Source organism: Microbacterium sp. C-MGS6 (assembly GCF_058140415.1).
The window spans coordinates 3107939-3127932 of record NZ_CM176934.1 but is presented as its reverse complement, the minus strand read 5'-3'; the positions used below and the strand labels follow the sequence as shown (position 1 = coordinate 3127932).

18 protein-coding genes are annotated in these 19994 nt (G+C 71.1%); 8 read left to right on the top strand and 10 right to left on the bottom strand.

Translation table 11 applies throughout. From position 1 onward, the window contains the following. The first annotated feature begins 19 nt into the window (after positions 1-19). From AC3B5L_RS15465 to AC3B5L_RS15455, 3 genes are read left to right on the top strand one after another with little or no spacing between them, the layout of a single operon-like run. The gene (locus AC3B5L_RS15465; RefSeq protein ID WP_259954351.1) at positions 20-1315 is read left to right on the top strand and encodes an L-fuconate dehydratase; all 1296 of its coding nucleotides are present in this window, start codon (positions 20-22) and stop codon (positions 1313-1315) included. After that, on the top strand, positions 1302-2270 hold the full coding sequence (locus AC3B5L_RS15460) for an aldo/keto reductase (protein WP_259954349.1): 969 nt from the start codon (positions 1302-1304) through the stop codon (positions 2268-2270). Before AC3B5L_RS15465 ends, AC3B5L_RS15460 begins: the two co-directional genes overlap by 14 nt. Before the next feature lie 23 nt (positions 2271-2293). Continuing rightward, positions 2294-2713, top strand: a complete 420-nt coding sequence (locus AC3B5L_RS15455) for an RbsD/FucU family protein (RefSeq protein ID WP_025105374.1) — start codon at positions 2294-2296, stop codon at positions 2711-2713. Positions 2714-2809: 96 nt separating this feature from the next. Here AC3B5L_RS15455 and AC3B5L_RS15450 read toward each other — a convergent pair whose 3' ends face one another. Then, on the bottom strand, positions 2810-3811 hold the full coding sequence (locus AC3B5L_RS15450; RefSeq protein ID WP_490095956.1) for a LacI family DNA-binding transcriptional regulator: 1002 nt from the start codon (positions 3809-3811) through the stop codon (positions 2810-2812). Between the two features lie 188 nt (positions 3812-3999). Between AC3B5L_RS15450 and AC3B5L_RS15445 the strand changes: the two genes are divergently transcribed. From AC3B5L_RS15445 to AC3B5L_RS15430, 4 genes are all read left to right on the top strand, one after another. Beyond that, positions 4000-4869, top strand: a complete 870-nt coding sequence (locus tag AC3B5L_RS15445) for a sugar phosphate isomerase/epimerase family protein (RefSeq protein WP_259954347.1) — start codon at positions 4000-4002, stop codon at positions 4867-4869. A 178-nt stretch (positions 4870-5047) separates the two neighbouring features. After that, positions 5048-6550, top strand: a complete 1503-nt coding sequence (locus AC3B5L_RS15440) for a sugar ABC transporter ATP-binding protein (RefSeq protein ID WP_025105377.1) — start codon at positions 5048-5050, stop codon at positions 6548-6550. Then, entirely contained in the window at positions 6550-7584 is a 1035-nt protein-coding gene (locus AC3B5L_RS15435) for an ABC transporter permease (protein ID WP_025105378.1), read from the top strand. Before AC3B5L_RS15440 ends, AC3B5L_RS15435 begins: the two co-directional genes overlap by 1 nt. 134 nt (positions 7585-7718) lie before the next feature. Then, on the top strand, positions 7719-8720 hold the full coding sequence (locus AC3B5L_RS15430; RefSeq protein ID WP_071329175.1) for an ABC transporter substrate-binding protein: 1002 nt from the start codon (positions 7719-7721) through the stop codon (positions 8718-8720). Positions 8721-9475: 755 nt separating this feature from the next. On the opposite strand, the gene AC3B5L_RS15425 is transcribed toward AC3B5L_RS15430, so the two are convergent. The 7 genes from AC3B5L_RS15425 to AC3B5L_RS15395 form a co-directional block, all read right to left on the bottom strand. Further along, positions 9476-9772: a putative quinol monooxygenase gene (locus tag AC3B5L_RS15425; protein ID WP_126894150.1), complete on the bottom strand. Its 297-nt coding sequence runs from the start codon at positions 9770-9772 to the stop codon at positions 9476-9478. 23 nt (positions 9773-9795) lie between these two features. Continuing rightward, positions 9796-10764 (bottom strand): phosphotriesterase family protein, encoded by a 969-nt coding sequence (locus AC3B5L_RS15420; protein ID WP_259953279.1) that lies wholly within the window; start codon positions 10762-10764, stop codon positions 9796-9798. After that, entirely contained in the window at positions 10764-11714 is a 951-nt protein-coding gene (locus AC3B5L_RS15415; RefSeq protein WP_490095955.1) for a shikimate dehydrogenase family protein, read from the bottom strand. The genes AC3B5L_RS15420 and AC3B5L_RS15415 overlap by 1 nt, the downstream gene beginning before the upstream one ends. Next, positions 11711-12688 (bottom strand): phosphoglycerate dehydrogenase, encoded by a 978-nt coding sequence (locus AC3B5L_RS15410; RefSeq protein ID WP_259953289.1) that lies wholly within the window; start codon positions 12686-12688, stop codon positions 11711-11713. Before AC3B5L_RS15410 ends, AC3B5L_RS15415 begins: the two co-directional genes overlap by 4 nt. Then, the gene (gene xylB / locus AC3B5L_RS15405) at positions 12688-14178 is read right to left on the bottom strand and encodes a xylulokinase (RefSeq protein WP_259953290.1); all 1491 of its coding nucleotides are present in this window, start codon (positions 14176-14178) and stop codon (positions 12688-12690) included. The genes AC3B5L_RS15410 and xylB overlap by 1 nt, the downstream gene beginning before the upstream one ends. A 9-nt stretch (positions 14179-14187) precedes the next feature. After that, positions 14188-14763, bottom strand: coding sequence for a glucose-6-phosphate isomerase family protein (locus AC3B5L_RS15400; RefSeq protein WP_259953291.1), 576 nt, complete (start codon positions 14761-14763; stop codon positions 14188-14190). 123 nt (positions 14764-14886) lie between these two features. Next, positions 14887-15861, bottom strand: coding sequence for an acetylxylan esterase (locus AC3B5L_RS15395; protein WP_259953293.1), 975 nt, complete (start codon positions 15859-15861; stop codon positions 14887-14889). A gap of 80 nt (positions 15862-15941) precedes the next feature. Here AC3B5L_RS15395 and AC3B5L_RS15390 point away from each other — a divergent pair, with 80 nt between their 5' ends. Further along, complete coding sequence (locus AC3B5L_RS15390) at positions 15942-16751, top strand: DeoR/GlpR family DNA-binding transcription regulator (RefSeq protein WP_083370935.1); 810 nt, start codon at positions 15942-15944, stop codon at positions 16749-16751. An 11-nt stretch (positions 16752-16762) separates the two neighbouring features. On the opposite strand, the gene AC3B5L_RS15385 is transcribed toward AC3B5L_RS15390, so the two are convergent. Next, on the bottom strand, positions 16763-17650 hold the full coding sequence (locus AC3B5L_RS15385; protein WP_231919662.1) for a LacI family DNA-binding transcriptional regulator: 888 nt from the start codon (positions 17648-17650) through the stop codon (positions 16763-16765). Positions 17651-17718: 68 nt separating this feature from the next. Next, entirely contained in the window at positions 17719-19980 is a 2262-nt protein-coding gene (locus AC3B5L_RS15380; RefSeq protein WP_490095954.1) for an FAD-dependent oxidoreductase, read from the bottom strand. Positions 19981-19994 lie beyond the last annotated feature (14 nt).

The window sequence follows — 19994 nt, the reverse complement described above, 5'->3', positions numbered from 1 at the left end:
GCGCATGGAGAGGAACCCCGTGAGCCGTATCGTCGCCCTCGACACCACCGACATCCGCTTCCCCACGTCGCTGAGCCTCGACGGCTCCGACGCGATGAACCCGGACCCCGACTACTCCGCCGCGTACGTCATCGTCCGCACGGACGCCGGCGACGGCATCGAGGGGCACGCCTTCGTCTTCACGATCGGCCGCGGCAACGACGTGCAGGTCGCGGCCATCGACGCGCTCGCCGGACACCTCGTCGGGCGGGAGATCGAACCGCTGCTCGATGACATGGGCGGCACGTTCCGCGAGATCATCGGCGACTCGCAGCTCCGCTGGCTGGGGCCGGAGAAGGGCGTCATGCACATGGCCATCGGCGCCGTCATCAACGCGCTGTGGGACATCAAGGCCAAGCGCGCGGGCCTGCCGCTCTGGCAGCTCCTCGCCCGGATGGCCCCGGAGGAGCTCGTCGACCTCGTCGACTTCCGCTACCTCACCAACGCCCTCACCCGCGAGGAGGCGCTGGAGATCCTGCGCGCGGCGGAGCCCGGGCGGGCCGAGCGCGAGCAGCAGCTCCTCGCCACCGGCTACCCCGGCTACACGACCAGCCCCGGCTGGCTGGGCTACTCCGACGAGAAGCTCGAGCGCCTCGCCCGCGAGGCCATGGCCGACGGGTTCACGCAGATCAAGCTCAAGGTCGGCGCCGACCTCGACGACGACATCCGCCGCTTCCGGAAGGCCCGGGAGGTGTGCGGCCCGGACTTCCCCATCGCGATCGACGCGAACCAGCGCTGGGAGGTCTCCGAGGCGATCGAGTGGGTGAACGCGCTCGCCGAGTTCCACCCCGCATGGATCGAGGAGCCCACCAGCCCCGACGACATCCTCGGGCACGCCGAGATCGCCCGCGGCGTCGCTCCCATCCGCGTCGCCACGGGGGAGCACGCACAGAACCGGATGATCTTCAAGCAGCTCCTGCAGGCCGACGCGATCTCGGTCATGCAGATCGACGCCGTCCGCGTCGCGGGAGTGAACGAGAACATCGCCAACCTGCTGCTCGCGGCGAAGTTCGACGTGCCGGTGTGCCCGCACGCCGGCGGCGTGGGGCTGTGCGAGGCCGTGCAGCACCTGTCGATGTTCGACTTCGTCGCCGTCTCCGGGACCCGCGAGGGCCGCCTGATCGAGTTCGTCGACCACCTGCACGAGCACTTCGTCGTGCCGACCGACATCCAGGGCGGCTCCTACATGGCTCCGACCGCGCCGGGTACGGGCATGGAGATGAAGGCCGACAGCATCGCGGAGTACACCTGGACGGGTGCGCATGTCCACGCCTGAGCGCCTGACCGTCCCGACCCTCGGCTACGGTGCCGCGAACGTCGGCAACCTCTTCCGTGAGCTGTCCGACGACGACGCGTGGGCGGTGCTGGACGCGGCGTGGGAGAGCGGCATCCGCTTCTACGACACCGCTCCGCACTACGGCCTCGGGCTGTCCGAGCGCCGACTCGGAGCCTTCCTGCAGACCAAGCCGCGCGACGAGTACGTGCTCTCGACCAAGGTCGGCCGTCTGCTGCGCCCGAACCCCGACCACGCCGGCGGCCTCGACACCGCGAACGACTTCCACGTGCCGGACGACCTCCAGCGCGTGTGGGACTTCTCGGCGGACGGCATCCGGGCGAGCCTGGAGGAGTCGCGCGAGCGCCTGGGCATCGAGCGCATCGACCTCCTCTACCTGCACGACCCGGAGCGGCACGACCTCGACCTCGCGCTCGCCGAGGCCCTTCCCGCCCTGGAGCAGTTGCGCGCCGACGATGAGGTGACCGCGATCGGCATCGGCTCGATGGTGTCGGACGCCCTCGCGGCATCGGTGCGTTCGGCCGACCTCGACCTCGTGATGGTGGCCGGTCGGTACACGCTGCTGGAGCAGCCCGCCGCGGTCGACGTGCTGCCCGCGTGCCGCGAGACCGGGACCGGGATCGTCGCGGCGTCGGTGTTCAACTCCGGCCTGCTCGCCTCGAACGAGCCGCGACGCGATGGCCGCTACGAGTACGGGCAGCTCCCCGACGAGCTGTGGGACCGCCTCGTGCGCATCGCCGCGGTGTGCGCCGATCACGATGTGCCCCTGCCGGCCGCGGCGATCCGGTTCCCGCTGCAGTCTGACGTGGTGCGCTCGGTGGTCGTCGGGGGCAGCCGTCCGGCCCAGCTCAGGCAGAACGCCGAGTACGCTTCGCTGCAGATCCCCTCCGCGCTGTGGGAGAACCTCGCCGCCGAGGGCCTGATCCCCGCGTCCTGACCCCCCGATCGAGAGGAGCCGCCGTGCTCGAAGGAATCCACCCGCTGCTGACCGGGGAGCTGCTGCTGCATCTCGACCGGATGGGGCACTCCGACGCGGTGGTCGTCGCCGACGCGCACTTCCCGGCGTGGGGACTGGGCGCACGGGTGGTCGACCTTCCCGGGACCACGACGCCGGAGGTCGTGGCCGCGATCCGCAGCGTGCTGCCACTCGACGACGCGCCCGGCATCGACCTGATGACCTCGGCCGACGGCGAGGTGCTGGATGTGCAACGCGAGCTCATGGCCGCGGCGGGTACGGAGCTCGACACCACGCGCTTCGTCGAGCGCTTCGCGTACTACGAGGTCGCGAAGGAGGCGTACCTGATGGTGCGCACGGGGGAGACGCGCAAGTACGGCAACGCACTGCTCCGGAAGGGCGTGGTCGGCCACCCCTCGGCCTGACTCCGTTCACAACTCAGGAGCTGCGTCGGCGAAAGCGGCTGGACGGGCCGTTCCGACGCGGAGCCGCGCTCTTCTCCTGAGTTGTGAACGCCGGGTTCACCGCCCGACGGTGGACTCCCGCACGATGAGCTCGGCCGGGAACGGCGTCGGCGCCGGAGGCGCGGCGGTCGGATCGGCGAGGAGCTGCAGCAGCGCGGCCCCGGCGGCGCGGCCGATCTCGTAGCCGGGCTGCCGGACGCTCGTCAGCGGCACCACGCCCTGGTGCGCGGCGGCGATGTCGTCGAACCCGACGAGCGCGATCTCCTCCGGCACGCGGATGCCGTGGCGGAGCAGCGGCGTGAGCACACCGAGGGCCACTCCGTCGTTCGCGGCGAAGACCGCGTCGGGGCGCTCTTGCGCCGGGAGATCCGTCAGGTGCGCCCCGGCCCGGAGGCCGTCTTCGGTCGTGAGGTGTTCGACGTCGAGGACGGAAATGCGGGCGTCGGTCCCCGCCACCGCGTCGCGCAGCCCGGCGAGACGATCGTTCGACTGGCTCACCGTCGGGGCTCCGAGGAACAGGATGCGGCGACGGCCGAGGGAGAGCAGGTGCTCGCCGGCCAGCCGTCCGCCGCCGCGGTCGTCGAAGGTGACCGCGGCGACGGAGGGCGAATCCCGGATGGGGCCGACGACCACCGAGCGGATCCCGCGAGTCGCGAGCTGTTCCAGCCGCGGCACGACATCGCCGCGCGGATAGATGATGATGCCCTGCACCCGGTGGGCCTCGAACATGTCGATGTTCTGCTCCTCGCGGGCGACGTCGCGGGCGCTGTCGCTGAAGAAGAGCGACCAGCCGCCCTCCCGCGCCACGTCGTCGACGCCGCGGGAGAGGTCGTTGAAGTACGGCAGCCAGGCGTCGAGGAGGATGAGGGCGAGGGCCTTGCTCGATCCCGCGCGGAGCTGGCGAGCCGACTCGTTCGGCACGAAGCCGAGCTCGGCGATCGCGGCGCGCACCCGCTCGCGGCTGGCGGCGCCGAGGACGTGCGGGTGATTGAGGTAGTTCGACACGGTCGATGCCGAGACCCCCGCGAGAGCCGCGACGTCCTTCACGCTCGCGGACATGGGTCTCCTTCGACGGTGGGGCCGTCGGTGTGCGGCCGGATGAGGCCCAGGCTAGCGGAGGACTTGTAACGTGCCAAGAAAGTTCTTGACACCCCGGTCGACGGCGACGTAACGTGACTCGCACACCGGACTTGTAACGTGCCAAGTCCGCGCGGCGACGGTGCCGGACACCCGCCGGAGGAGCGCTCATGAACATCGGCTGCCACGGACTCGTCTGGACGGGGACCTTCGACGCGGACGGCATCCGGCTCGCGGTCGAGAAGACGAAGCAGGCGGGCTTCGACCTCATCGAGTTCCCGCTGATGGATCCGTTCTCGTTCGACGTCGCCGCCGCGAAGGCCGCCCTCGCGGAGCATGGACTCGCGGTCAGCGCCTCGCTCGGGCTCTCCGACGAGACCGACATCACCAGCGGTGACCCCGCCGTGGTGGCCGCGGGCGAGGCGCTCCTGCTCCGCGCGGTCGACGTGCTCGCCGAGCTCGGGGGCACGCACTTCTGCGGCGTGATCTACAGCGCGATGAAGAAGTACATGGATCCGGTCACGCCCGAGGGTCTCGCCTCGAGCCGTCGGACGATCGCCCGAGTGGCGGACCACGCCGCCGACCGGGGAGTCTCCGTCTCCCTCGAGGTCGTCAACCGCTACGAGACCAACGTGCTGAACACCGCGCGGCAGGCGCTGGCGTACCTCGCTGAGGTCGACCGTCCGAACCTCGGCATCCACCTGGACACGTACCACATGAACATCGAGGAGTCGGATATGTTCGGGCCGGTGCTCGATGCGGCCCCGGCCCTGCGGTACGTGCACATCGGCGAGAGCCACCGCGGCTATCTCGGCACCGGGACGGTCGACTTCGACACGTTCTTCAAGGCGCTCGGACGCATCGGCTACGACGGCCCCATCGTGTTCGAGTCGTTCTCCTCGGCCGTGGTCGCGCCTGACCTCAGCCGCATGCTCGGCATCTGGCGCAACCTCTGGACGGACAACGACGAACTCGGGGCGCACGCGAACGCCTACATCCGCGACAAGCTCGTGGCGGTCGATTCCATCCGTCTCCACTGAGACCCGCGGGCGCTTCGAGATCAAGATGTTATTACAGGTCTTCCCCCGCCGCCGATCGTTAGATACATTTAGATACAACTTGCACTGACCCGGGTGCAGGACGCAGAATTGATCCGATGTTTACGGCGGAACGGTCCGCCGAAATCGCGACAGAACCTTCAAGGAAGCAGGTGAGCGCATGAGTGGACCCATCCTGAGGGTCGAGGGGATCAGCAAGGGATTCCCCGGTGTCCAGGCGCTGAAGGACGTGCATCTCGAGGTGCGCGCCGGCGAGGTGCTCGTCCTCGTGGGTGAGAACGGTGCCGGCAAATCCACCCTGATGAAGATCCTCTCCGGGATCTACACCAAGGACGAGGGCACGATCACGTTCGAGGGGCAGGAGGTCGAGCTCACCAGCCCGCTGCAGGCGCAGGAGCTGGGGATCACGATCATCCACCAGGAGCTCAACCTGATGCCCGACCTCACGGTCGCGCAGAACATCTACGTCGGCCGCGAGCCCACGACGGGCCCGTTCCTGTCGGAGCGGAAGCTCAACCGGCAGACGGCCGAGCTGCTGCAGCGTTTGGACATCCACCTCGACCCCCGCCAGCGCGTGGGAGAGCTGACGGTGGCCGAGCAGCAGATGGTCGAGATCGCCAAGGCGCTGTCCTTCAACGCCAAGGTCCTCATCATGGACGAGCCGACGTCGGCCCTCACCGACAGCGAGGTCGAGACCCTCTTCGTCCTCATCGAGCAGCTCAAGGCGCGGGGCACCGGCATCGTCTACATCTCGCACCGCATGGACGAGTTGCGCCGCCTCGCCGACCGCGTGACCGTGCTCCGCGACGGCACATACATCGGATCACTCGACAAGTCCGAGATCACGATTCCGACGATCATCGAGATGATGGTCGGCCGCGTGATCGACGAGGGCACGCGTCCGCAGGCGCGGGAGCATCTCAACGACCCCATCGTGCTCGACGTGCAGGGGCTCTCCACGCGGAAGCTCCTCAAGGACGTGTCGTTCCAGCTGCACAAGGGCGAGATCCTCGGATTCGCCGGCCTCATGGGCGCCGGACGCACCGAGACCGCACGGGCCGTGATCGGCGCCGACCACCGCGACGGCGGCACGATCACGATCGGCGGGCGCACCGTCCGCATCGCGCAGCCCGCGGACGCGGTCAAGCACGGCGTCGGCTACCTCTCCGAGGATCGCAAGCTGCTCGGCCTCATGCTCGAGCAGGACGTGACCTTCAACACCGTGCTCGCGTCGCTCGGCTCCTACGCCAACGGCATCGGCTGGATGGGCGACAGCAAGGCGAAGAACCGCACCAAGGAATACGTCCAGCAGCTGCGGGTGAAGACCCCCTCGGTCAACCAGGTCGTCAAGCTCCTCTCCGGAGGGAACCAGCAGAAGGTCGTCATCGCCCGGTGGCTGATGCGCGACTGCGACATCCTCATCTTCGACGAGCCGACGCGAGGCATCGACGTCGGTGCGAAGGAGGAGATCTACCGCCTCATGCAGCAGCTCGCCGACGCGGGCAAGTCCATCATCGTCATCTCGTCGGAGCTCCCCGAGATCCTCCGGGTCGCGAACCGCATCGCTGTGTTCGCGAACGGCCGCATCACCGGGACGCTCCGCAACGAGGAAGCCAGCCAGGAGAAGATCATGCAACTCGCAGCCCACGGGGAGGAAGACTGATGAGCACCCCACAGCAGTCCGGATCGTCGACGACGACGATCATCCAGACGGCCGTCAACGAGGACACCGACAAGCGCGACGTCGCCGGGTTCCTCAAGCGGCAGTTCCAGCAGTCGCTCGCGTTCGGCACCCTGATCGTCCTGGTCATCTTCTTCTCGATCGCCAGCCCGAACTTCTTCACCTTCAGCAACATCGCCACGGTGCTGCTGTCCACCGCGGTCATCGGCATCCTCGCCCTCGGCACGACGTTCGTCATCATCACCGGCGGCATCGATCTGTCGATCGGCACCGGCATGGCGCTCTGCGCCGTGATGACGGGTGTGCTCATCACCAACCTGGGCCTGCCCGTGTGGGTCGGCGTACTCGGCGGCATCGCGACCGGTGTGCTCATGGGTCTGGTGAACGGCGTCAACATCACCTTCCTGCGGTTGCCGCCGTTCATCGCGACGCTGGCCATGATGATGATCGCCGGCGGCCTCGCCCTCGTCATCTCGAACGTCGCGCCGATCTACTTCTCGACCTCGGCTCCCGACTTCAAGAAGATCGCGCTCGGCGTGCTCATCCCCGGCATCCCGAACGCGGTGCTCATCACCGCGGCCCTCGCGATCGTCGCCTGGCTCGTGCTGTCGAAGACGCTCCTCGGGCGGTACACGTTCGCGATCGGATCGAACGAGGAGGCCACGCGCCTCTCCGGCGTCAACACGCGCCGCTGGACGATCCTCATCTACATGTTCGCCGGCGCCTTCACCGGCATCGCCGGCATCGTGATCGCCGCCCGCCTCGACTCGGCCCAGCCGCAGATCGGCACGGGCTACGAGCTGCAGGCCATCGCGGCCGTGATCATCGGCGGCACCTCGCTGCTCGGCGGCCGCGGCTCGATCCTCGGCACCGTGATCGGTGCGCTCATCATGAGCGTCCTGGTCAACGGCCTCCGGATCATGTCGATCCAGCCGGAGTGGCAGAACATCGTCGTCGGCGTCGTCGTCCTGCTGGCCGTCTTCCTCGACTCGCTGCGCAACCGCCAGCGGACCTGAGACACGGCGGCGGCGAAACCCGTGCCCGCCGCCGTCCCCGGCTCCGGCCGGACCCCGCGGAACCCTCCGCACAGGCACCACGAATGTCCACCCGCCGGTCCTGGCCGGCACCCACACAGAACAACGGAGTTTCCATGAAATTCGGCAAGAAGACCGCATTCGCGGCACTCGTGGCCGCATCCGCGCTCGTGTTCGCCGGCTGTGCCGGCGGCGGCGACGTGATCGAAGAGGGCTCGGGCGGCGACACCGGCAGCAGCGACGGCGAGATGTACATCGCCATGGTCTCGAAGGGCTTCCAGCACCAGTTCTGGCAGGCCGTCAAGAAGGGTGCGGAGGAGAAGGCCCAGGAGCTGGGCGTCAAGATCACCTTCGAGGGCCCGGCCGCCGAGACCGAGATCGCGCAGCAGCTCGAGATGCTGACCGCCGCGATCGACAAGAACCCGGACGCCATCGCCTACGCCGCCCTCGACCCCGAGGCGTGCGTCGCCCCGCTCGAGCAGGCGAAGTCGAAGGACATCCCCGTCGTCTACTTCGACGCCCCGTGCAACGGCGACGTCGGACTCAGCCTCTCCGCGACGGACAGCAAGGTCGCCGGCGCGCTGGCGGCCGAGCACATGGCCGAGCTGATCGGCGGCGAGGGCGAGGTCGCCATCGTCGGTCACTCGCAGATCAACTCGACGGGTGTCGAGCGTCGCGACGGCTTCGTCGAGAAGATCGAGGCGGACTACCCCGACATCGAGATCGTCGACATCCAGTACGGTGACGGCGACCACCTGAAGTCGGCCGACATCGCCAAGACGCTCATCGCGGCGCACCCCGACCTCAAGGGCATCTACGGCACCAACGAGGGCTCGGCCATCGGCGTCGTGAACGCCGTGAACGAGCTCGGCCTGGAGAAGGGCAAGATCACCATCGTCGGCTTCGACTCCGGTGCAGCCCAGATCAACGCCATCAAGGACGGCACGATGGCCGGCGCCATCACGCAGGACCCGATCGGCATCGGCGCCCAGGTCGTGCAGGCGGCCTACGACGCGGCCAACGGCGACGACGTCGAGGAGTTCTACGACACCGGTTCCTACTGGTACGACAAGAACAACATCGACGACGACAAGATCGCCGCGGTCCTCTACGAGTGACCCGCACGACGGAGCCCCTCGCCTTCGGGCGGGGGGCTTCGTCGTGTTCAGTGGTGTTCCGGGTCCGTGATCCGTGGTCCGTGATCCGTGGGTCCGTGATTGGTGGTCCGTGGGCGATCGGCGGTCCCATTGCACGACCCTGGGGCGGAGGCACGATCGGACCCCCGGTTTCCTCGTGCGCCCGTGTCGGGGTCGTGCAGATGAACAGGGTCCGGGGGCGGGTCGGGTCGGCCTGGGGTCTGGGGTCTGGGTCTGGGATGGGTCTGGGGTCTGGGGTCTGGGGTCTGGGGTCTGGGTCTTGGGTCTGGGGACTGGATCTGGGTCGGGCCTGGGATGGGACCGAGGGTGGGACGGATGCACGACGTGGGGACCGATGTGTGACCGGGTGGGCGGTTCGGTCGTGCCGTCGTGACAGGGGTGTGCAGGTGAAACCGGATGGCCGAGTGGAGCCGTTCGGCCGTGGGACGGTCAGCCGAAGGTGCGGATGCACGACGCGGGGACCGATGTGTGACCGGGTGGGCGGTTCGGTCGTGCAGTCGTGGCAGGGGTGTGCAGGTGAAACCGGAGGGCCGAGCGGAGCCGTGTGGCACGAGGGACGGTCAGCCAGAAGGACGGACGTGGGCACGACGAGGGGCGGATGCACGACGGGGTGACGGGGGCACGACGAGGGGGCCGGAACGGGCGTGCGGGCGTGGCGAGGTCGTGCAGGTGAAACAGGGAGACGGAGAGGGGAGACGGAGAGGGGTCAGACGGGGTCAGAGGGGGCGGAGGAACGTGAGGATCGAGGTGGGCTCGACGATGAGTTCCTGGAGTGCGGCGTTGAAGGGGACGCCGGCGGGTGCGTGGAGATGGGCCTGGAAGGCGTCCTCGTCGCGGTAGACCTCGTAGACGAAGAAGCGGTCGGGGTCGTCGACGAGACGGTGGGCCTCGAAGACGATGTTGCCCTCCTCGGCGCGGACGACCTCGGCGAAGTCCCGCAGCAGTGCCGCGACGCGGTCGGCGGCCCCGGGCTGCGCGGTGAAGACGGCGTGGAGGACGGTGGGTTCGGGCATGACGACTCCTCGGGTTCGGGTGGTCAGGGGCGGAGGGTCAGGAAGCGCGCCGGCGTCGTGACGAGCATCCGGTGCACCGCGTCATCGCCGACGGCTTCGCGGAGTCGCGGGAGGTAGCGGTCGCCGAGGTAGGCGAGACCCGGCATGCCGCCGTAGGCGATGTACCGGGTGCGACGGGCGACGTCGCCCCCGAGCAGGATCCGGTCGCCGGCCCCGCGCTCGACCACGGCGACCGTGAGCGCCAGCAGCTCCGCGTCGGACCGGGTGCGCGGCCTGGCGAAGCCGTCGTAGCCGAGGTGGGCACCGCGCTCGGCGAGCGAGACGTGCAGACCGGGGTCGGGGTCACGGTCGGCGTGGGCCAGGACGACGCGATCCGCTGCCACCCCCTCGGCCTCCAGGAGATCGAGGACCTCGTGGGCCGCGGTGCCGAACTCCAGATGCACCATGACGGGCGCTCCCGTCTCCCGGTGCGCCCGGGCGACGGCGACCAGGGTCGTCCGCTCGAACGGGCTGATGCGCCAGTAGTCGGCGCCGCCCTTCAGCATCCCGGCGCGCACGGGCTCCCCTCCAGGGCCCGCGGCGAGGGGCACGTCTGGCGTCTCGAACACCGCGGCGTCATCCGCCGGCATCCCGCGCGTGAGGTCGGACACGAACAGGGCGGCCAGGCGGTCGGCGCCCCACACCTGCATCGGGTGGTCGGGGCCGTAGTGGGCCTCACGGTGTCGACCGGTCGTCGCGACGACATGCAGCCCGGTCGCGGCGCTGATGCGGGCGACGGCGGCGGGGTCGCGGCCCAGGCCGAACGGCGTGGCGTCGACCATGGCCTCGAAGCCGCTCGCCCGCAGCAGACCGGCCTCCTCGCCGGACGCGTCCTCGTCGTCGAGCTCGTCCCCGACCAGCAGCGGCGACGCCTGGAACAGGTGCTCGTGGTAGTCCACGCGCCCGAGTTGCGACGGGTCGATGTCGCCGAGGACGGTCCGCACGGCGGGCATCAGCGCACCGACTCCGCAGCCTCCGCGAGGCGCTCGACGGTCTCGGGCGTGAGGTCGAGGTCGAATACGTCCGCCACGACCTGCGACCAGCCGTGGATGAAGTACCGCCAGCCGTCGACCACGTGCAGCGCGCGATCGTCCTCCTGTGCCTCGGCCTGGTGCAGGAACTCCAGCGAGCCGCGGTAGTTGAACTCCCACACATACGCGCCCTCGGGGAACACGACGGCGTCGGTCAGCGGGGAGCCGGGGCGGTCCTTGCCGAGCCCGGTGGCGTTCGCGATGAGCGATCCCGCGGGCGCAGCGGCGACCAGGGCGTCGGCCTCCTCCGGCGTCTCGGTGACGACGTAGCGGAGGAGTCCCTCGGGGGTGCCGTGCTGGCGGTGCACCTCGCGGAGGTGGTCGAGCTTGTCCTGGGTGCGCGCGGTGACGGTGATGAGCGCGGGGGCGTCGTCCCGCTCGGCGAGGGCCCAGCTCAGGGCGGTGCCGGAACCACCGGCCCCGAGGATGACGACCTCGGCACCGGTGCGCGCGAAGTGATCGGCGGGCAGGAAGTCGCGCAGCGCCAGGTCGACCGTGATCGGGTCCTTCGCGCGGCCGGACAGCGTGGAGCCGCGCTTGGCGATGCTCGAGATCTCGGCGCAGGACACCGCGAACGGATCGAGCTCGTCGAACAGGTCGGACGCCGCCGCGTACACGTTCATCTTGTGCGTGGTGACGAGCGCGCCGCGGTGGTGCGGGTCGTCGCGGATCTGTTCGACCATGGCGCGGTACTGCGCGGGGTCGGCATCCATCGGCAGGTCGTGGCCGACGAGGGTCCGGGTGGGGAGGCCGAGGATGTCGGCCCACAGCGGGAACACCTTCATGATCGACGACGAGGCGGTGGTGACGCCCACGAAGCCCATGTAGTCGGCGGTGGCGGGCGGTGCGGAGGGCGTCGCGGCGGTGGTCATCGGTTCTCCTGGGGGGCGGACGCGGGGACGGGGACGGGGTGGGCGGGGTCGGCGCCACGGAGGACCGCGATCACGTCGTCGAGGGACAGCGCCCCCATGTTGTCGACGGCCTGGGTGGTCTGGGCACCGAGGTGCGGGGTGACGATGACGCGGTCGGCGAGCGCCGGGTCGAGCAGGGGGCTGTCGTGCGCGGCCGTGTCGCCGTCGAGGGTGTCCGCCGCGTACCCGGCGAGGATGCCGTCGCGGAGGGCGTCGGCCACGGCCTGCTCGTCCACGAGGTCGCCGCGGGCGGTGTTGACGAGCACGGTGCCCGGTCGCATCCCGGCGAGGCGGTCGGCGTCGACGAGCTGTTGCCCGCCGGGGGCGTGCAGGGTGATCACATCGGCGGTGCGGAACAGGTCGTCGAGGGTGACGGGTTCGGCGCCGCGGTCCCGCACGAGGTCGGCGGGCAGGAACGGGTCGGAGGCGAGCAGTCGCGGACCGAATCCGCCCAGCCGCCGCGCGACCCCCTGGCCGATCCGCCCGAAGCCGACGATGCCGACCGTCGCGGCGCCGAGCTCCCGGCCGCGGCGCACGGTCCAGTCGCCGGTCCGCACGCGGCGGTCGCCGTCCGGGATGGTGCGCAGGGCGGCGAGCATGAGGCCGACCGCGTGGTCGGCGACCGCGTCGGCGTTCGCGCCGGGGGTGTTCGTGACCGGGATGCCGCGCTCGCGCGCCGCCGCGAGGTCCACCGCCTCGGTGCCGACCCCGTAGCGCGCCACGACCTTGAGCTTCGGGCCGGCGGCGAGGTGCGCGTCGGTGACCGGTCCGGTGCCGGCGATCCAGGCGTCGGCGCCGTGCAGCAGCACCCGCAGCTCGTCGAGGTCGTGATGCGCGGGTCCGCGGAGGATACGGTGTCCGGCCTGCGCGGCGCGCCCGACCAGGTCGAGGTCGCCGTCCGAGAAGGAGCGGCTCGTGACGAGGATGACGCCCATCAGTGCGGCCTTCCGGCGAACCACGGCGCGAGGGCCGTGTAGGCGTCGGTGAAACGCGCGTGGCGCTCGGCGTAGACCGCATGCCGGGAGGGGTCGGGCGTGAACTCGGCGGTGACCTCGCTGAGCGCTCGGGCGGCGGAAAAGTCGGTGAGGCCGAGACCGACGGCTCCCGTGACCGCGGCACCGAGGCTGTTCGCCTCCTCCACGATGGTGCGGCGACGAACCGGCACTCCCCAGACGTCGGCGAGGACGGCGAGGTAGACGTCGCTCTGCGCCCCGCCGCCGACCGCGTCGATGCGGTCGATCGTCGCCCCGGCGTCGCGGAACGCCTGGATGCAGGTGAGGAGGTTGAACGCCGTCCCCTCCAGCACGGCGCGCACGAGGTGGGCGCGCCCGTGGTGGCGGGCGAGACCGACGAACGCGCCGCGCGCGTCGGGATCCCACAGCGGGGAGCGCTCGCCGAGCAGGTAGGGAAGGAAGTAGAGATCGTCGGTGTCGACATCGCTCGCGGCCTCGGCGACGAGGCGCCCCGTCTCCGGGTGCGCGGGGTCGACGGAGAGGGCTTCGGCGATCCACTGCACGGAGGCGCCGCCGGCCTGCATGGTCGCGGTCGGCACGAACGAGCCCGGGACGACGTTGTCGAAGGTGAAGGTCCGCATCGCGGCGTCGTGCAGCGGGGCGTCCGCCGCGAAGGAGATCCACGACGAGGTGCCGAGGCAGACATAGGCGCCGTCCTCGGGCGCCACGATTCCGGAGCCGACCGCGGCGAGCGGTCCGTCGCCGCCGCCCATGACGACCCGGACGCCGGTGTGCAGCCCGAGCGCTTCGGCCGCGGCGGCCGTGAGCGGGCCCGCGATCTGCGTCGACTCCAGGATCTCGGGGAACAGGGCGGGATCGAGCCGCGCGGCGGCGAGGACCTCGGGGGACCACGTGCCGGCGACCTGGTCGTACGCGTTCGTGCCGGAGGCGTCCGAACGGTCGGTGGCCAACCGCCCGGTCAGCCGCAGCACGATGAAGTCCTTGGCCACGCACACCCGGCGCACGCGCTCCCACACCTCGGGTTCGTTGTCCCGGACCCACATGACCTTCTCGATCGAATAGGTGGGGTTGAGGCGATGACCGAGGATGCCGTACGCGCGCTCGGCGCCGACCGCCGCCTCGAGCTCGCGCTGCTGGGCGCCGGCGCGGGTGTCGGCCCAGATGATCGCCGGCCGCGCGGGCTCTCCGTCGGCATCGAGGAGCACGGCGCCCATCATCTGCCCGCTGACCACGAGCCCGGCGACGTCGGCGGCGGCGGTACCGGTGCGCGCGAGCAGATCGCGGGTCGCCGTGACGACCGCGTGCCACCAGTCCGCCGGGTTCTGCTCAGCGACCCCGCCGGCCGCGAAGTGGGCCGGGTACGGCACGGTGACCGCGGCGATCAGGCGACCGTCGTCGTGGTGCAGGGACGCCTTGTTCCCGGTGGTGCCGAGGTCGTGGGCGATGATCATGGCCGGAGCCTATTCCGCGTAGGGGCGGAGGTCGACGCCGGACTCCGCGCGGTACGCCCGCGAGCCCATGCCGTGCTCCAGCACCCAGCCGTAGTCGTGGCCGGCGCCCCCGGGGTACACGGCGAGGAAGGAGTAGGGCTCGTCCCCGGTGTTCACGGAGCGGTGCGCCCAGCCCGGCGGGATGTAGCCGATGGTGCCCGGGAGCATGTCGAGCCACTCGGTGCGCTCGCCGTCGAACATGAGCAGTCCGCCGCGGCCGTGCAGCGCGAGGTAGATCTCGCCCTGGTGGTCGGGGTGCTGGTGACCCTTGGTCATCCAGAGCTCGCCGCCCGTGTCGCCGGGCATGATCGTGGTGATCGACTGGGGCAGCTCGCGCTCGATCTCGGGGACCGGGGAGCTGACGACCGTGTAGACGATCGGGTCCTCGCCCGCGGCGGCGGCCGCCCAGGCGTCGCGGTCGCGGAACAGGCCCTCGAGGTCGGACATCCGCCGGGTCAGCGTGGGGCCTTCGGGGGAGAGGGTGAGCTTCTCGGCGTCGAAGGCGATCGCCCTCGGGGAGATCGGCGGGGTCTGGTACTCGGGCATCCATGCTCCTCGAAACGGGTGCTGCGTCGTCGCGCAACCTGTAATGACAAGCTCACTGTACCTGTTATGACAGGTTGCGTCCAGTGCTCTCCTGCGCGGAGCAGGCCGCGCGCGCGATGGCCGTCAGCCGCCGAGCACCCGTTCCAGCTGCTCGCGCCCGCCGCGGATGGCGCCCGCCGTCACGTCCGCCGACCCCGGGTACTCGGCGTGACCGGCGGGAAGGACCGCGAGGTCGAGGTCGCGCGCCCCGGCGGCGACCGCGAACTGCCCCTGCGGCGGCACGTACTGGTCCCACAGGGCCGCCTCCACCCGGACCGGCACCTCCGTGAAGCCGATCGCGGTCGAGGAGTCGAACCAGCGCAGCACCTCGCGGGCCTCGGGATGCCGCAGGACGTGCTGACGCACGGTCTCCCCGCTCCCCAGGCACGGCACCGCCAGCCGTTCGTCGTACTGGCCGAAGCTCGGCACGATGAGGGTGGCCCCCACGAACCGGTCGTCCCACGGCAGGGCGAGCGCGCCGATGCCGCCGCCGAAGCTCTCCCCGACGTAGTAGAGAGGAAGCGCGCCGACGACCGAGACGAGGACGTCCGCCGCCAGCCACAGGTCACGGGCGCAGAGGCCGAGCACGTAGCGCTCCGGATCGTCGATGCCCGCGAGCACGTGCTCGGGGGTGGGCTCGGGCGCTCCGATCCCCGCGTTCAGCACGCCGAGCCCGCGGGCCACGGGATAGATCGCCGCGACGTCGTCCGGCACCCGGGCGAGATCGACCGCGTCGCGACCCCCGTAGCCGTGGCCGTGCACGACGCCCGCGCGGGGAGGGCCGTCGAGGGGCTCGACCACCCAGGCCCGCAGTCGCACGCCGTCGACGCCGGCATGCTCGACGACGGACACCCGACGGCCCTGCTCCTCGGAGGTGGAGAGGACCACGGGGGCCGCGTCCACCGCGGCGGCCTCGCGCCGCCAGCGCCGCCAGCGGTCGGCGAAACCGGGCGGCGCGGGCACGGGGCGGACGGCGCGGAGGTCGGCTTCGGTGCGGCCGTAGCTGCCGTCGAACGCGGCATCGGGGAACCAGGTGGCGTAAGGCTCGGGGAAGGTCATGCGGGCTGAGGGATCCTGTTCCGGGAGTGGGGCGGGCGGGGGTGCGTGGCAGACTGGAGGCTCCATCGGAAGGAGACCGCGTGCTGGTCACGGAACGACGCGAGCGCATCCTCGCCCTGACCCGCGATCGCGGCACTGCGTCCATCGGCGAGCTCGCGGCCACGCTGCAGGTGAGCGAGATGACGGTGCGGCGCGACGTCGATCAGCTGGCCGAGGAGGGCGCGGTCGAGCGCATCCGTGGCGGCGTGCGGGCGCGGGGCCTCCAGCGTCTGGTTCCGGCTCCGGCGGCCTCGGCGGAACGGCGGGCGATCGTCGCGGCGGCCGCGGGCCTCGTCGAGCCGGGCATGGCGGTCGGCATCTCCGGCGGACCCACGGCCCTGGCGCTCGCGAGGGAGCTCGTGCGCGTCCCGGAGCTCACGATCGTCACGAACGCTCTGCCGGTCTCCGACCTGTTCTCGCCGCCGGACCGCGCCGACGCTCCGTACACGCAGACGGTCGTGCTCACCGGGGGCGTGCGCACGCCCTCCCAGGCGCTCGTCGGGCCGGTCGCCGTCCGCGCCCTCGAGCACCTGCACTGCGACCTCGTGTTCCTCGACGCCCACGGGCTCGACGAGCAGGCCGGCATCACGACCATGAACCTGCTGGAGGCCGAGACCAACCGGGCGCTCATGGCCGCGGGCCGGGAGGTCGTCGTCCTCGCGGAGCACACCCGCTGGGGCGTGGTCGGGCTCACGACCGTGGCCGACCTCAGCGACATCGACCGCCTCGTCACCGACGACGGCCTCGACGACGGCGCGCGGGAGCTGCTCGCCGCGCACGTCGGCACCCTGCACGTCGCGCCGCGCGACGGCGGCGACGAGCGTGCGCTCGCGACGGCCCTTGCGGACTGAGTCCGCCGCCGTCATCGGGCCGTGCTCGCCCGCGGGATGAGCCGGGCGCCGACCGTCACGTGCCGCACCGGGAGATCCGCTCCCGGCGGCGCGGCGATCTGCCGTTCGAGCTCCGTGAACGCGGCGTCCACGAGGCGGGCGTGGTCGGGAGCGATGGTGCTGAGGGCGGGGACGGCGAAGCGCGCGGCCCGGATGTCGTCGATGCCGACGACGGCGACGTCACCCGGCACGCTCCGTCCCTGGGCCTGAAGGGCGGCCAGCGCACCGAGGGCGACGGAGTCGTTCGAGCAGACGATGCCGTCGAGGTCGGGGACCGCGGCGGCCATCGCCCCGGCGACGCGCTCACCCTCCTCCGCCGTGAAGGCGTCGACCTGCGCGGTGAGGGCGGGGTCGGCCGGGATGCCGGCGGCGGCCAGGGCCTCCAGGTACCCGGCGTGCCGACGGTCGGCGGCATCCGAGGGGCGGGCGTCGCGGCGTCCGACGAATCCGATGCGGCGGCAGCCGACCGCGAGCAGGTGCTCGGTGGCCGTGTAGGCGGCGGCCCGGTTGTCGATCGTCACGTGCGTGAACGGGCTCACCTGGATGTGCTCGCCGAGCAGCACGAGCGGCCCGGGGGAGGTGCGGCGGGTGAGGTCGGCGACCGTGAGCGAGCGCGGGATGTGGATGAGCCCGTCGATCGGTGGCAGGCCGACGCCGTTGGCGACGTCGATCTCGCGGCCGTGGTCGCCCTCGGTCTGCACGATGAGCACCGCCAGGCCCCGGTCGTCGGCACCGCGGACGATGCGCGAGCCGAGCTCCGCGAAGTACGGCTCCTCCAGATGCGGCACCGCGAGCGCGATGAGCCCCGTGCGGGTGGCCCGCGCGACGGGGAGCACGCGGCCGCCGGGCGAGGTGGTCACCTGCGGCCTCCTGGAGGGACGACGGTCTCCGCCGGGACGACGGATGCCCTTCACGTTAGCGCGCTCCGTCACGATTGCACTCGGAACGCGATCACGCGTGCCTCCGCGACGCCGTTCGTCCGCTCCACCACGAGGCGGGCGGCCGTGAAGGCGCCGAGGTCCGCCGGCAGCGGATGCACCCGCAGGCGATGGCGGTTGTCGCGCTCCTCGGCCACGGTGCGCCACTCGTCCGAGCCCTCCGGCTGCACCTCGACGCGATAGTCGCGCACGAGCTGGGGCAGCACCTCGTCGGGGCTGCGGTGGTGATGCAGGGTGTTGAGCTCCAGGTCCACGTCGTCGTCGAACACGAGACGGATCTCGGATGCCGTGATCGGCTGCTCCCAGTCCAGGCGCAGCCACTGCGGGCCCTTCGCCTCCGGAGCGGACGCCCACAGGTGCGGTCCACCGAACGGACGGTTGTAGCCGGAGACGGCGCGCTCCGGCGCGACCGCCTCGGAGTCCGGGCTCGTGCGGAACGCGGGCACCCGTCCGCGCAGCGGCTTGGTCGGCCACTGCACGAGGAGACCGTCGCGGTCGACCTGCACGTTCCGGTCGTCGTTGTCGACCCGGTGCACGAGGGTGAGCACTCCGGGCGGGAGCTCGTCGGCGAGCTGCACCTGCACCTGCGGGTTCGCGCGGAGCACGATGATCGCGTTCTGCGGGTCCTTGGGGGCGAAAGGCGTCTCCGCCCGCACCCAGGACGGACCACCGGCGGGGACGTCGATCACGGTGCGGTGCTCGAGCACCGCGGGCACGATGTTCTGCGGACGGCCCGTGGACCAGACCTCCACCGTGACCTGCGTGTCGGACTCGGCGCCGAGCAGCAGCTCGGTCGTGTCGAGGCGCGGGTGCACGGGGACGACGATGCCGAGGTCGTCCGTCAGGGTGTGCGGGGTCGCCGCGGCCACGGTGCTCTCCGGGGTGCCGATCGTGCGCAGGGTGCTGGACGCGGTGACGGCGGCGGTGCGGGCGAGGTCGGAGGGATCCTCGTTCGCCACGCCGATGAGGGAGGCGTCGGCGCGCAGCAGCGTCTGCCGGAGTTCCGCACGGTGGTTCTCGTACAGCGCCCGGGGCGTGGCGTCGTGGGCGTAGCAGAGGGCGGCGGCGGTGCCCGCGGCCTCGCCCATCGCGGCGCATGTCGCCATCACCCTGGCAGCGCCGAACGCGATGTGCGTGGCCGAGATGTCGCGGCCCGCCATCAGCAGGTTGTCGACGTTGACGGAGTAGAGCGAGCGGAACGGGATCTCGAAGACGCCGTCCGAGAAGCGCTGCACCGCGCCCGCCCCCGTCGCGTACATGCCCTCGGCGGGATGCAGGTCGATGGACCAGCCGCCGAACGCGATGCCGTCGTCGAACGACGTCTGCTCCAGGATGTCCTGCTGGCGCAGCGTGTAGTCGCCGATGAAGCGGCGGTACTCGCGCTTGCCGGGGATGTTGCCGATCCATTCCAGCGTCAGGTTGTCGGCGTCGAACTCGCCGGAGTTCTTGATGTGGTCCCAGATGCCGAGGATCACTGCCCGCAGCTCATCACGGATCGCCTCGTTGTCGTCGACGATGTCGAGCGTGCCGCCCCACTCGATCCACCAGTAGTGCGCGCCGCTGTCGCCGCTGCGGATGATGCGCGACGAGGGGATCGGGGTGGTCGAGATGTCCTTCGCGCTCTCCGGCGCGACGTACTTCACCGGGTGCCCGAGATCCTTCGTATAGAAGAGGAGCGTCGAGCCGAGGAACTCGCGCACGGGCTGCTCGGGCGCCCAGTCCTCACCGAACTCGCTGCGGCTCTCCTTGCCCAGCCGGTGCCGGGCGCCGACGAGACGGCCGACCAGCCCGTCGCCCGTGCAGTCCAGGAACAGGGGCCCGCGGAAGACCGTGCGGATCTCGGAGCCCATCGTCCAGCCGGTGACCGACCGGACCCGACGGGCGTCGTCGGGTCCGGTGGCCTCGGCCTCGAGCACCTCCGTGTTGAGGAACAGCGTGAGGTTGGGCTCGCGGCGCACGATGTCGAGCACCACGTCGTCCCAGTACACGGGGTTGCCCTCGGGGTTGCGGAACTGGTTCTCCCGGTACATCTCGCCGATGATCCCGGTCTCCCGCGCCCACCGCTGGTTGCCGTGGGCGGTCGCTCCGCACACCCAGACCCTCACCTCCGACGAGGAGTTGCCGCCGAGTACCGGCCGGTTGTTGATCAGCACGGTACGTCGGCCGAGGCGGGCGGCCGCGACGGCGGCGCTCACTCCGGCGAGGCCGCCGCCGACGACGATGATGTCGGCTTCGACGGTCTGGGTGCGCATGGGGATGGGTTCCT